Origin of the sequence: Anabaena sp. PCC 7938 (assembly GCF_049315035.1) — a bacterium.
GTDB classification, from domain to species: domain Bacteria; phylum Cyanobacteriota; class Cyanobacteriia; order Cyanobacteriales; family Nostocaceae; genus Anabaena; species Anabaena cylindrica.
In genome coordinates this window covers 4,341,885-4,354,909 of sequence record NZ_CP186034.1, presented here as the reverse complement: position 1 = coordinate 4,354,909, position 13,025 = coordinate 4,341,885, and the positions used below count along the sequence as shown (strand labels likewise).

The window sequence follows — 13,025 nt, the reverse complement described above, 5'->3', positions numbered from 1 at the left end:
GTTTTTCAAAGTTCAAATACTATTGCCGTACAAGCTGGCTATAGAAATTATCAATAATCTTAAGGAAGATTTCAGAATTGTTGCGATAGATTCAGGACTTACGCAACTGGCACAAAATAACAGCGTGACTGAGTGAAGCCACGTAGTCATTGAAATCAAATCAAATCAAATCAAAGACTTATGAACCTCTGGACGTTTTAATTGTTGAAATAGATAATTAGACAGTAAATTATGCTTGATCTTATAAATAGTTTGACCTGTTTGATAGGCTAAATTTTTAATCTCAGCCAAACCAACATAGCACATGCAATATAATTTCTTTGAAGACGTGCTTTACGACATTGACATGATTCAATGCCTGTAAATTGTTTAATTTATCGGTGAAACTCCCCTATTTTCCAACGGATGTCACACACCTGTTGTACAACATCCGTATAACTTTGAGATAAATCGTTAGTTGCGGCGTAATCCGTTCTATCGGTAGAGATAGTAACCCGGAATAATTTCACTTTTTTGTCAGCCGGGAACGCTTTGATTTTTATTATTTTACCACATTCTAAATCCTCATTACTCCATTCTAATAATTCAATATTTTTATATTTTTTTGCCGAAAGTATCATCAAATAAACGATTAGTCTTCAAAAGACAATAGTAAATTTTATCTAAACTCTCAACATAAAGCATTAAATTATTTACTGCATACTACGTATTCATTAAAACAGTATTAAATGGAATAAGCTCTTGATATACAAGGTTTTTCAGCATATTTTCAACATGGTCTATCTTGGTTAAACCATCGTTCTAAGCAACTATTAAAAGATACCTATTATTATCTCACTCAAAGTAGGATAATCATATTTTTATTACTTATGATATTTGTCGTGAGAATTAGCATTTTAAATATTTGTAACTCAGGTAATATTCAGGTTGCTACTTCACAGTTTCCAGATCAATTGTGCCACTCATTTAGCTTTCGATGGTATAAGATATCACTCAGTCATACTGTCTTCATGAGGCTTAATAATTAATTTGCTATATTTGCGCCTCAATAGCCAAAAAAATCATTTTCTTCAAATCGTAATTTTGAACTTTTAATATAGTCTTCATCAATTTCAAAAGCTAACCAACTCCTTTGTAAAGTTTCTGCAATTCTACCTGTCATATTAGAACCAGCAAAAGGATCTAGAACAACATCCCCCGGTTCGGTACAAAGGTTAATCACAAATTCTGGTAATGCGTGGGGGAATCTTGCTGGATGTGGTTTAATATTTGTTTCTTTACAGCGTCTTTGATAATAATCATTGGAAGCCGTATTTGAGGCAGAAATAACATTTACTGAATGTATTAAATCTTCTGAAAATATTTCTTGTGAAAGTGTTGGTTGTCCTATTTCTTCTTGATCTGTATTTCCTCTGCCATCAATAATATTGGGAGGAATAGCACCTCCTCTATCATTGCCAAACTTATTAGAGATATCATGCCCTGATGGTCTAATTTTTGGTTGATAACCATTTTTGAGCAGGTTTTTCATCGACTTGCTATAGGGTTTTAAAACCCTTCTGTTATTAGCTTTAGGATGGGGTTCTTTTGACAACCACCATACGGTATTTACTGCATCTTTAACTCGTTCTCTGCGAATTGTTACCCACTCCGCTGGTGTGGGGAGTTTGGCTGGATTATACCAATATAATTCCTGCGCTAAATAAAATCCCAATCCACCTTTTTGTTTTGATTTACATAGGGAAATAACCAGTTCAAAATGATAAAGAGAGCGAACTGGCATTCCCTTAATCCAACTACCACCAATATCAATAATTAATGAACCCGTCGGTTTCAAAATCCGGTGAAAGTGTGCTGCAAAATCTTGAAACCATTCAATATATTTGTCTGCATCAACATTACCATATTCTTTTTTTCTCACCAACGCAAAAGGTGGAGATGTGCAAATTAAATCAATGCTTTCATCAGGAATGTTTACCATTAATTCCAGGCTATTTCCCAAGTAAGCAGCACCCAATTTTGTTGTATAGTAAGGTTTACAGTTCAGTTTCATATCAAATTTTTAATACTATTCTATGCTGATTAAACACAATTCAGCTTTCGGGTTTCAAAATAAGTCATTGTCAGTTTTGTTACCTTTGAGTATTAATTCCTGTTTTTCCAGATGCTACATGAACATAAGAAGCAATGTTTCTGTAAAATTAGGTAAAGTAATGTTTCCACCTAATTTACTAAACACCACAGCTAACCCATGCAACTGCAACTTAGAGAATCTAAATCTCTCGTAGCTTCCTTACTGTTAATTGCTCCTTTTTTCCTCTGGGGTACGGCAATGGTAGCCATGAAAGGGGTGATACCTCATACAACACCTCTGTTTATGGCAGGACTACGGTTATTACCTGCGGGGGTGTTAATTCTCATCGCTGCGGCATTTATGGGTAGACCCCAACCCAAAGGATGGTTAGCATGGCTGTGGATTGCTATATTTGCCCTTGTTGATGGTACGTTATTTCAAGGCTTTTTGGCAGAGGGGTTAGTCAGAACCAGTGCGGGGTTAGGTTCTGTAATGATTGATTCTCAACCTTTAGCAGTGGCTTTGCTGTCTCTGTGGCTATTTAAAGAACATATTGGCGTTTGGGGATGCTTAGGGTTAGGATTGGGAGTTGCTGGTATTAGTTTAATTGGCTTGCCAGAAGAGTGGATTTTTCAGATTTTGGACTCAGGGGTAAAAATTACAACTGACAACTGGCAACAATTGTTTGCTAGTGGTGAGTGGTTGATGTTATTGGCAGCTTTGTCAATGGCTGTGGGAACCGTGTTGATTAGGTATGTGTGTAAGTATGCTGACCCGATCACGGCTACAGGATGGCATATGATTTTAGCAGGGTTGCCGTTGTGGGGACTTTCTGCAACCGTAGAAGTTGAACAGTGGCAAAATCTTGTACCATCTGATTGGTTAGCTTTAAGTTATGCAACTATATTTGGGAGTGCGATCGCTTATGGTTTATTTTTCTACTTTGCTCAAAGTGGTAATCTGACTAGTTTAAGTTCTCTCACTTTTCTCACACCTGTTTTTGCGTTGATATTTGGTCATATTTTCCTCTCGGAAGTTCTCACTACCATTCAATGGTTAGGAGTCTTCATAACTTTAATCAGTATTTATTTAATTAACCAACGGGAAACCCTAGCAGGTCAAAATAACAAAGTTACTATCAGTGAAAAAGCCATACCACAGCAGCAACTAGTTTTAGAAGCATCCACTACTAAGAGGTTGACCACTCTCACCTCATCTGTAAGAGAATCTGAACCAGAAGCTTCACCCTAACAAGTTACTTCGGAGATGAGGAATATGCGGGAGATCAAGAAACAGGAAAATCAGGTCAGCAGCAAACAGGAAACAGAGGAAAACAAATGTCTCCAGTTGCCTATTCCCCATTTCATCTTGGTTTTTATTTCTTGTTTCTGCCTGGGTTTATACCCAAATCGATCTATGGCAGCTAGACCTAACTTAGTACCTTTCCAACCAACTATTCTCAATCCAGGTATGACAGGTTCGGAGGTGCAGGTGCTGCAAGTCCAGTTGAAGGCATTAGGATACTACAATGACTGGATTGACGGACAGTATGGACTCAGTACGCAAAATGCAGTAGCTAAATTTCAGAAAGCAGGAGTACTTAAAAGAAAAGATGGTATTGCTGATTTAACCACTCAAAATAGTCTAAAAACAGCTTTATTAGGTCAAAATAAATGTACAACTGCTCCTGTTTCTGCTCCTATTCCTAAAGCTAATACTACATCCCCACCCAGCCAGATAAATTTGATCTGGTGGTCACTACTTGGATCAGGAATTTTAGGAAGTGTTGGTGCATTTGTTTACTTAATCAAAAGGGTTGATAAAATCCAATATTCAGCAATATCAGAAAGTCAAAAACTTCTCAGCCCATCCGTTCAGGATCATCCTAAATTCTTTTTAAGTCCAGCACAAACACCTCCTGTATCAAGTTCCATAGCAAGTTCCATAGAATTATTACAACCAAATGCAAGTGCTATGGTTGCTAAACTTAATATTTTTGATGAATTGATTAAAGAGTTGCGGGTTGATGATCCTAACCAAAGACGTAAGGCTATTTGGAATTTAGGACAACAAGGAGATTCGCGGGCTATTAAGCCACTAGTGGACTTGATGATTGATGCTGATTCTCAACAATATGGTTTAATTTTATCAGCTTTGGCAGAAATTGGTAGTCGCACTCTCAAACCTTTGAACCGTGCTTTAGTCATATCTCTGCAAAATGAAAGTCCTCAAGTCAGGAAAAATGCTATTCGTGATTTACTTCGCATTTATGACATGATGGGGCAAATGAGTCAGGTTTTATGCCACGCATTGGAAGATCCTGATCCAGAAGTACAAGCAACAGCACGATATGCTTTTACGAAAATTAACCGTGTGGGTAAGATTCCCGAATCACAAATTTTCACGGATATGAATACAGAAGAACAAAATTGATAATTGGTAATTGGTCAAATTTTTTCCTTTCCCCATCTCCCCCATCTCAATGTCCAACATCCAAAAGTGCAAATCTGCTATCTTACCTCAACCCCTGAAACCTGGTGATTTATTGCGTGTAATTGCCCCTAGTGGTGCATTGCGAGAATTTGAGGCTTTTAATAAAAGTGTGGAAATTTGGCGATGCCTTTCCCATGGCTACCGAGTCGAAATTAGCCCTAACATAGATCATAGACATGGTTATCTTGCCGGTACAGATGCCCACCGTCGTCAACAATTAGCAGCAGCATGGAATGATCCGGAATGTCGGGGTATTATCTGCGCTAGAGGTGGTTTTGGTAGTACCCGCATTTTAGAAGATTGGAACTGGCAACAAAATATAGCAGATCCCAAATGGTTGATAGGCTTTTCTGATATCACAGCCCTGTTGTGGAGTCTCTATAACGCCGGAATTTCGGGTGTTCATGGTGCTGTCATGACTACCCTCGTCAATGAGCCAGAATGGTCAAGACAGAGGCTATTTGACATAGTAGCAGGTCGTGCGATCGCACCATTAAAGGGTAAAGGCTGGGGTGGTGGTACAGTGACAGGTGTGTTACTTCCTGGTAATCTGACAGTTGCTACCCATCTTTTAGGGACACCGCTTTTACCTAACCTTGATGGTGTGATATTGGCGTTTGAAGATGTGACAGAACCACCCTATCGGATTGATAGGATGTTAACTCAATGGCGATTAAGTGGAGTTTTATCTAAAGTTCGTGGTATTGCTTTAGGAGGGTTTACCAAGTGTGACGCACCACCTCATATACCTAGTTTGAGTATAGAAGAAGTTTTGAGGGAACGGTTAGGTGACTTAGGTATTCCCATAGTTTCTGATTTACCCTTTGGTCATGATAGTCCTAATGCAGCTTTACCTGTAGGGGTGGAAGTAACTTTAGATGCACAAGAAGGAATATTGCATCACAGTCCATAGATACATCTTCATCAACAATCATGCATATTTATCAGTCAAGATGACCATATCCATAGGTTTCATTTTACTTACCCACAGGAAACCCCAGCAAATTCACAGACTCATAGCTCATTTGAACAAAATGTTCAATTATCCGCGAATTGTCTGCCATCATGATTTTTCCAAATCTGATTTGTCTGTGGATACTATATCGAAAAATGTCTCCTTTGTCCGCCCTCATCTACAAACCCAATGGGGTGATTTTTCCATAGTAGAAGCTACGGTACAGGCAATTAAACTCATGTATGAGTCGGCAAATTCTCCTGATTGGTTTATATTGCTTAGTGGCTCAGATTATCCCATTAAAACTGCGAAGGAAATCTTAGGCAATTTAACCTCAAGTAAATATGATGCTCATATACACCATGAACAAATTATATATAAAGTTTATCAGCAAAATGTCAAAATGAGTCTGATATGGCAGATACTAGCCTATCAACGATATTGTAGTTACGAATTATTTTCAGTTCCTTTGATAAAAAATCTCAAAATTCGTCTGGAACATCCATTATTAACTAAACCCTTTCTTCCCTTTTCCGAGGAACTTCGCTGCTTTGCTGGAGGTCAATGGTTTTCTGCTAACCAGCGAGCAGCAGAGTATATTATTAACTTCCACAGTCAAAAAACAGCCTTAGCATCACACTATCGTCATCGAATGTTTGCGGACGAATCATATTTTCAAACTATCTTGGCTAATGCACCGCACCTTAACTTAAAAAATGATGATTACCGCTATGTAGACTGGTCAACACAAGGCGCTCATCCTAAAATAATGGTTATGGAAGATTTGCCCAATCTTCTTACCTCTTCATGTCATTTTGCCCGAAAATTTGACCTAGATGTAGATAGCAATATTCTTGAACAGCTTGACACCATTACCTTAGCATGATAGCGTCAGCTTTGATTGCAGAATCATCGCAGTTTATAATAAAAATCAGAAAAAAACCTATGATTAAGACTTATGTAAGCAATGCTTTCTTAAAAATCGAAGATTCTCATCTGTATGCAATTTTTGCTTGGAGTCAGCGCACAGCAGAAATTATTAATTCCAAATCGTGGTTAACAGTACTGGAAATATTCGTTCATGAACATTGTCTAGAAAAAGCCTACCAAATATTTCAACAAATTAAATTAGCTTCGGTTCCAGAAAAATTAATTGCAGATCTAGACCAATATCAATATTTAATTCCCAATGCCATAATATTTTTAGCAGATGGCAAAATCACAATTTTTGGTAAAGGTTTTCGGAGCTTTATTGAAAAAGAAATGTTATTTGAACTCGGTGACATCAGCCAAGAAACTTACCAAGTATTGCCAGAATTATTTTTTAATAATCAATTAAAAGATGATTTAGAATCTATTGAATCTATTGAAAATATAGAAGCATTCCGCCATTTAGTAGAACATCTAGAAAAACTTGGTTTGCTATCTCCTGCTACAAATTCTATAGATTGGGGAGATTTAAAAAAGGCTGTTCCTATTTGTCAGGCCTTTGGTTTAACCAGAGGTACGCCTGTAGATAGATACTATCTCAGCAAATATCTAGAAGAGATTCAAACGCAAATTTCTGGGAATATCCTAGAAATAGGAGGAATACCAAAAGATAAAGACTTCTATGAAGTCAATCCTGGTACATCCTATCAAATTATGAATATAGAACCAGGTCCAGGAATAGATATAGTTGGTGATGCTCATGATACATCTTTAATTCAACCTGAATCCTTTGATTCAATTGTAATTTTTAACGTTCTCGAACATTGTTATGCACCTTGGCAAATAGTAGAAAATATCTATACTTGGCTGAAACCTGGTGGCAAGTGTTTTGCAATGGTTCCCAGTGCTATTAGACTTCATGCTACACCAATGGACTATTGGCGACCTTTACCTGATGCCTTTGCATGGATGTTTAGAAACTTCTCTCAGCAAAAGTTGTATGTCTATGGTAATCCTACCAGTGTCATAGCTAGTTATCATGGTATTGCTGTAGAAGAACTAACATCTGAAGAACTAGATGCATTTCATCCAGATTATCCCGTCGCTACCTGTATCGTTGCTGAGAAATAAAATTCACAATCTATAAATTGCCATGAGTCCTATTAATTTTGATATCCAACCAGAAGTTAGCATCATTTTATGTACATACAATCGCGCCAAATATTTAAATCAATGTATTGATAGTGTTATTCATCAAACTTTTCCAAATTGGGAATTGTTAGTAGTTGATGATGGTAGTAATGATCATACTTTTGAACTTGTCAATCTGTATTTACAAAAAACTCAAAACATCCGTTATTTGAAACACAAAAACCGCAAATTAGCTTATGCTAAAAATGTGGGTATTCAAGCTTCATTTAGCCCATATATCACATTTTTAGATAGTGACGACACCTATGCACCTAATCATATAGAATCTCGTCTTAATTATCTAAAATCACATTCTGAAATTGATTTACTACAAGGTGGATTTTTCTCTAAAGAAGAGATTTTAGTAGCTGATTATTATGAAGCGGGGAAAACCATTAATTTAAAAAAATGTGTTTTAGGTCCCACATTTTTTGGTAAACGTAAAGTATTTTTTGAATTAGGGGGATTTGATAATATAGCTTACGGTGAGGATACAGATTTTTGGGAACGAGCAGAAAAAATATTCAAAACCCAAACAATTACAAAACCGGAAACCTATATTTACACAAGGGCAGAAACAAGTATTACTAAGAGTGTTTTAGAGAAGATTTCTTCATCAGATTAAGTAATTGTTATGAAAATTAATATTTCCTTCTCCAAAATTAGAAGTTATTTTTACCTAATTGTCGGAATTGTTCTCAGTTTATCTCTATTATTTTTATCGAGTTGTCAGACTACATTAAACAAAGATAATAACGTAATTCATCTGACACTATGGCAATCAATTAATCCACCTACAAACCGGGATGTTTTTGAGAAACTGGTAGAAAAATTTAATCACAAGCATAGTGATATTCAAGTAGAGTCTGTTTATGCAGAAGGATTACCGAAGATATTAACGGCTGTTGTTGGTAATGCCGCTCCAGATATTCTGTCATTTTATCCTCAACTTACAGGTCAGTTTGTAGAACTGGGAGCAATTGTTCCTTTAGAAAAATGGTTTGACCAATTATCATTTAAGTCAGAAGTTATTCCCAACACATTGGAGGAATTAAAATTAGATGGTCACTTGTGGTCAATTCCTCTTTATACAAGTAATATGGCTATTTTTTATCGTCCTAAACTTTTTGAAGCTGCGGAAATAAAATCACTGCCGAAAACTTGGGAAGAACTGCGGGAAGTTGCCAAAAAATTGACTATAGATAAAAGTGGTGACAAGCAACCAGAACAACATGGAATATTACTACCTTTAGGAAAGGGAGAATGGACTGTTTTTAGTTGGTTTCCATTTTTATTAAGTGCTGGAGGTGAAATAGTCACTAATGGCTATCCCAATTTAACTAATACCGGCGCTATTACAGCTTTAAAATTCTGGGAAGACTTAATTAAAGATGGTTCAGCAATTCTTTCTGGTCCAGAACGGGGTTATGAAGAGGATGATTTTCTTGCCGGTCGTGTGGCAATGCAAATAACTGGACCTTGGACTTATATTACTAAATCTAAAGTGGATTACAAACTATTTCCCATACCTACTAATGTTGAGAAAGCGACAGTGATAGGTGGTGGAAATCTTTATGTGATGAAAACTAAGCCGGAAAGAGAGAAGGCGGCGCTGAAGTTTTTAGAATTTGTGGTAAGTGAAGAATTCCAAACAGAATGGGCTGTGGGTACTGGTTTTTTACCTGTTAATCTCAAGTCTGCTCAAAGTCCAGCTTATCAACAATATCTCAATTCTAAACCTTGGTTAAAAGTTTTTGCAGAACAAACGTCTGTGGCACGCGCTCGACCAATTATTGCTGGATACAATCGTTTATCGGATAGTCTTGGTCGAGCAATTGAGTCCACATTACTAGGTAAATCTTCTGCTGAACAAGCACTCAAAGAGGCTCAAGAGCGTTTAGAAGTAATTTGGAAGAGTAATTAATTAGTTACAAATTCCGGTTTTTTGTTCTAGAAGATAAAGCTTTGTTGATTCTTCGTAATAAGCGGTAGCTGCCGCCGATTCAGAGGCAATTAAGCGTTGAATAACTTCAGTTAGTTGGGGAACTTGGGGGTGGTTAACATGAACATAATCTACAACATTGTAGCGATACCAAGGTGCAACGCTAGAATGAGCGCGTAATTTCTCACGGATGCGATCGCAAATCACAAAGTTAGATTGCGTAAATAAACTGTGCCAGTAATCACGAGGGTGTAAATTAATATGTCCGTGTCCACCTTGACTGGGAACGGCTGCGGAAAATACGACCACTGGTGCGACTTTAGTTAACCAATTTATAACAATAGGTGAACTTTCTGGTTGTAAGTGTTCAGCTACCTCTAAGGATATAGCTAGATCAAAATGTTTATCTTGAAAAAGGTTAGCGATCGCTGTAGGATCATTCAAGTTGAGAGGATAAAATTCTACTGGTAATCCGGCAAAATCAGGTTGGGAATAACCATCAACAGATGTAACCTGTACCCCTAGTTTTGCTAGTTCTCTACTGAGATGACCAGGCCCACAACCAAATTCTACTACTGTTTTCGGATTATAAATCTCCACAATAGATAAAGCTAAAGTTTGGTAATCAGTATCAAAAGCTACGGTCTGGAAATAATCTGAAGTGTAAGCAATAGTGTCATTAGTCATTGGTTTTTATTCGACTCATACACCGAATACAATAACCGATTAAGTTACCATAAGCCACCGAATGCCCCTCCATCGAGGATGTCAATGGGTAAATCTTCTGCTAAACAAGCACTCAAAGAAGCTCAAACACGTCTAGATTTAATTTGGCTATAGCTATAATTTATTCATATTTTCTGGCTTAACTAATTGATACAGCAGATTATAACTTAGCCAGAAATTACGCAAAATTTCACGGAAACAGCGGGAATTCATCAATTATCGGTATGTAAGAATTAGGCAAAAATTCAGCCTTGATCTCCTTAAAAATTAAATACTTTTTCTAGCTTCCCAGCTTTAGATTTTCGACATCTGATGCGCCATACTAATATAGCAATTGTGTAAGTCCTGAATAGAATGGCTATATTTGACTCAACCCTGCCCATGTTAGCATTTAAGTGTAAAGCAGTCGATTGTCAGCAATTGTTAGCATTTTTGTATCGGAGAATGGGAACTTGGATGAATTAAGGACTGTACTGGAGTTAGCTACCGAAGAAGAACTGCAAGACTTAACAGCTATTCTGTTTAGTCGCAAGTTTAATCCCCTAGATTATGTTCACACACCTGAACCGATTAAAGTACAAAGCCAAGATCGTCAAGCTTGGCTAAATGCACTAGAAGATCGTTTTCGTTTTCTAGGGGCTGATGGGATGACTGTATTACGCGGACACACCTGTCAAGTCACATATCGACAAGTCTTAATTCAAGTATGCAAGTATTTGAAAATTTCTTATTATCACAATTTAGCAACTGTTGATTTAGAAGCAGAAGTTTTTTTGCATCTTTTAGGAAAGGTGTGGAAAAAGCTGCCAGCACAAGAGAAACAAAAATTGACCGAAAGATTACAAAGCCACTTGCTGAAATCCGATATTAAACAACCATTACCCCTATATTTACAAAAAGATCCTTTAGGATTAATTTTCAAAGGTGGTAGTGCTTTGGCTGTAACTTCAGTTCTGCAACCATTTGTGCTTAAACAGATTGCCCGTCAATTTGCTACCCACTTTGCTACCTATCAAGTTGCTAAGGAAGCAGCAATCACAGGCACACAGGTGGCAAGCAAACAGTTCCAAAGCTATGTAACTGTAAAAATGGCACAACGAGGGATGACGATGAGTGCTGCCCGTTATGGTGCGGTTCGCAGTATGTTTGCCTTGATTGGACCGATGATGTGGGGTTGGTTTTTAGCGGATTTGGGTTGGAGAGCGATCGCTACTAATTACGGTCGCATTATTCCGACTATCTTCACCCTAGCGCAAATTCGTCTCACCCGTGCAGAATGTTGGGAGCCAGCTTGAACAAGGCTTTTTACCATCCCAACTCTAGTTTGCAACCCGCTTGGAACTGTCTTCAATTTGGGTTGCTTGTCTTTCCTCTCAATCCCTTTTTGGGGGCTGTAACTATATCTTTGGCCGCATTAATAACGTGGGCTAAACAATACCGCACAATTAGCCGTCGTCCCCTGCACCGAGGATTTGCAGTTTTAAGTTTATTGTTGTTGATAACTACCGGGTTTGCTTCTCACCAAATGGAAGCTTTCCTGGGGTTATTTAACTTATTACCCTATTTTTTCGTGTTTGCGGGATTAACTGCCCTGATTCAAACAGCTGCCCAATTACGGCAAATCTCTTGGATTATGGTATTTGGTTCTTTACCTGTGGTGATGATCGGTTTTGGGCAATTATTTTTTGGCTGGACTTTCAATTTACAGTTTTTGTGGGTTCTCTTAGATATCACAATTTCCCCTGGTGGAGTACCATTAGGCCGTATGTCTTCTGTGCTAATGCACGCTAATACCTTAGCCGCTTATTTGGTGACTATCTTCATTTTGGGTTTAGGGTTATGGCTAGAAAATTATCAAAAACTCAAAGTCAAAAATCCGCCCTTAAAAGTCTCTTATCGTCCCATTATCTTCTTAACGGTGGCTGTGTTTGCCAATTTTATGGCTTTAGTTTTAACTAACTCGCGGAATGGGTGGTTAATAGCCGTTTTTGCCTGTGTAGCTTATTCTTTCTATCAAGGTTGGCGACTTCTCGTGGCTGGTTTCCTGAGTATGGCCACTAGTATTCTTTTAGCAGCTTTTGCACCTTTAGCGATCGCACAATTTTTCCGTCGTTTTGTTCCCTATTTTATCTGGGCCCGTGTCAATGATGATATGTATCCCGACAGACCAGTAGCCATGATGCGAAAAACCCAGTGGGAATTTGCCTGGAATTTAACTCAACAACATCCTTTGACTGGTTCAGGTTTACGCAGTTTTAGCGGACTCTACAAAGCTGAAATGCAAATTGATATCAATCATCCCCACAATTTATTTCTCATGTTATCTGCGGAAACAGGTTTGATTACTACTTTATTATTTTGTAGTTTACTCGCTTGGATTTTAATTGCAGCCATGCAACTTTTGTGGAATTCAAAATATATACAACTAGAAAACAGATTAATTTTCTTTAGTTATATCATCACCTTTATCGGCTGGATATTATTTAATACTGTCGATGTCACAACTTTTGATATCCGCTTAAGTACTCTATTTTGGGTATTTTTAGCCGCCCTCTGTGGAGTAATATATCAATTAGCAGGAGTTCGGAGTTCGGAGTTCGGAGTTCGGAGTTCGGAGTAAAACCAATACTGTTCAGTTAATAATTTTTGTGAGTTAATCGGAGAACTCCACAAAAAAGATGATCCAATGCAAAAGCTCAAATTTTGGCCTTGCG

Annotated in this window: 11 protein-coding genes and 1 pseudogene; 9 read left to right on the top strand and 3 right to left on the bottom strand. The window is 37.6% G+C overall.

Annotated elements, in window-relative coordinates; genetic code table 11:
• Window positions 1-165: 165 nt before the first annotated feature.
• Together ACOWPH_RS19830 and ACOWPH_RS19825 are read right to left on the bottom strand one after the other, a co-directional pair.
• A pseudogene (locus tag ACOWPH_RS19830) lies at window positions 166-798 on the bottom strand (IS701 family transposase); the annotation flags it as partial.
• A 247-nt stretch (window positions 799-1,045) separates the two neighbouring features.
• Complete coding sequence (locus ACOWPH_RS19825; RefSeq protein WP_015217108.1) at window positions 1,046-2,053, bottom strand: DNA-methyltransferase; 1,008 nt, start codon at window positions 2,051-2,053, stop codon at window positions 1,046-1,048.
• A 198-nt stretch (window positions 2,054-2,251) separates the two neighbouring features.
• Between ACOWPH_RS19825 and ACOWPH_RS19820 the strand changes: the two genes are divergently transcribed.
• From ACOWPH_RS19820 to ACOWPH_RS19790, 7 genes are read left to right on the top strand one after another with little or no spacing between them, the layout of a single operon-like run.
• Window positions 2,252-3,325, top strand: coding sequence for a DMT family transporter (locus ACOWPH_RS19820; protein ID WP_015217107.1), 1,074 nt, complete (start codon window positions 2,252-2,254; stop codon window positions 3,323-3,325).
• Between the two features lie 24 nt (window positions 3,326-3,349).
• A complete protein-coding gene (locus tag ACOWPH_RS19815) occupies window positions 3,350-4,507 on the top strand; it encodes a peptidoglycan-binding protein (protein ID WP_015217106.1) in 1,158 nt (385 codons plus the stop codon).
• 49 nt (window positions 4,508-4,556) lie between these two features.
• A complete protein-coding gene (locus ACOWPH_RS19810) occupies window positions 4,557-5,480 on the top strand; it encodes a S66 peptidase family protein (RefSeq protein WP_015217105.1) in 924 nt (307 codons plus the stop codon).
• Window positions 5,446-6,408 (top strand): beta-1,6-N-acetylglucosaminyltransferase, encoded by a 963-nt coding sequence (locus ACOWPH_RS19805; RefSeq protein ID WP_081593720.1) that lies wholly within the window; start codon window positions 5,446-5,448, stop codon window positions 6,406-6,408. The genes ACOWPH_RS19810 and ACOWPH_RS19805 overlap by 35 nt, the downstream gene beginning before the upstream one ends.
• A 59-nt stretch (window positions 6,409-6,467) precedes the next feature.
• Entirely contained in the window at window positions 6,468-7,583 is a 1,116-nt protein-coding gene (locus ACOWPH_RS19800; protein ID WP_042466196.1) for a class I SAM-dependent methyltransferase, read from the top strand.
• Window positions 7,584-7,605: 22 nt separating this feature from the next.
• Window positions 7,606-8,268 carry a glycosyltransferase family 2 protein gene (locus ACOWPH_RS19795; protein ID WP_015217102.1) on the top strand — a complete coding sequence of 221 codons (663 nt, stop codon included), beginning with the start codon at window positions 7,606-7,608 and terminating at the stop codon, window positions 8,266-8,268.
• A 9-nt stretch (window positions 8,269-8,277) separates the two neighbouring features.
• Window positions 8,278-9,567, top strand: a complete 1,290-nt coding sequence (locus ACOWPH_RS19790) for an ABC transporter substrate-binding protein (protein WP_015217101.1) — start codon at window positions 8,278-8,280, stop codon at window positions 9,565-9,567.
• On the opposite strand, the gene ACOWPH_RS19785 is transcribed toward ACOWPH_RS19790, so the two are convergent.
• On the bottom strand, window positions 9,568-10,272 hold the full coding sequence (locus tag ACOWPH_RS19785) for a methyltransferase domain-containing protein (protein ID WP_015217100.1): 705 nt from the start codon (window positions 10,270-10,272) through the stop codon (window positions 9,568-9,570).
• 491 nt (window positions 10,273-10,763) lie between these two features.
• Here ACOWPH_RS19785 and ACOWPH_RS19780 point away from each other — a divergent pair, with 491 nt between their 5' ends.
• Entirely contained in the window at window positions 10,764-11,606 is an 843-nt protein-coding gene (locus ACOWPH_RS19780; protein WP_015217099.1) for a YaaW family protein, read from the top strand.
• Complete coding sequence (locus ACOWPH_RS19775) at window positions 11,588-12,931, top strand: O-antigen ligase family protein (RefSeq protein ID WP_015217098.1); 1,344 nt, start codon at window positions 11,588-11,590, stop codon at window positions 12,929-12,931. Before ACOWPH_RS19780 ends, ACOWPH_RS19775 begins: the two co-directional genes overlap by 19 nt.
• Window positions 12,932-13,025: the final 94 nt, after the last annotated feature.

Coding starts and splice junctions, on each gene's coding strand:
- ACOWPH_RS19825 (WP_015217108.1), bottom strand. CDS start 2,053: ATGAAACTGAACTGTAAACCTTACTATACAACAAAATTGGGTGCTGCT.
- ACOWPH_RS19820 (WP_015217107.1), top strand. CDS start 2,252: ATGCAACTGCAACTTAGAGAATCTAAATCTCTCGTAGCTTCCTTACTG.
- ACOWPH_RS19815 (WP_015217106.1), top strand. CDS start 3,350: ATGCGGGAGATCAAGAAACAGGAAAATCAGGTCAGCAGCAAACAGGAA.
- ACOWPH_RS19810 (WP_015217105.1), top strand. CDS start 4,557: ATGTCCAACATCCAAAAGTGCAAATCTGCTATCTTACCTCAACCCCTG.
- ACOWPH_RS19805 (WP_081593720.1), top strand. CDS start 5,446: ATGCACAAGAAGGAATATTGCATCACAGTCCATAGATACATCTTCATC.
- ACOWPH_RS19800 (WP_042466196.1), top strand. CDS start 6,468: ATGATTAAGACTTATGTAAGCAATGCTTTCTTAAAAATCGAAGATTCT.
- ACOWPH_RS19795 (WP_015217102.1), top strand. CDS start 7,606: ATGAGTCCTATTAATTTTGATATCCAACCAGAAGTTAGCATCATTTTA.
- ACOWPH_RS19790 (WP_015217101.1), top strand. CDS start 8,278: ATGAAAATTAATATTTCCTTCTCCAAAATTAGAAGTTATTTTTACCTA.
- ACOWPH_RS19785 (WP_015217100.1), bottom strand. CDS start 10,272: ATGACTAATGACACTATTGCTTACACTTCAGATTATTTCCAGACCGTA.
- ACOWPH_RS19775 (WP_015217098.1), top strand. CDS start 11,588: ATGTTGGGAGCCAGCTTGAACAAGGCTTTTTACCATCCCAACTCTAGT.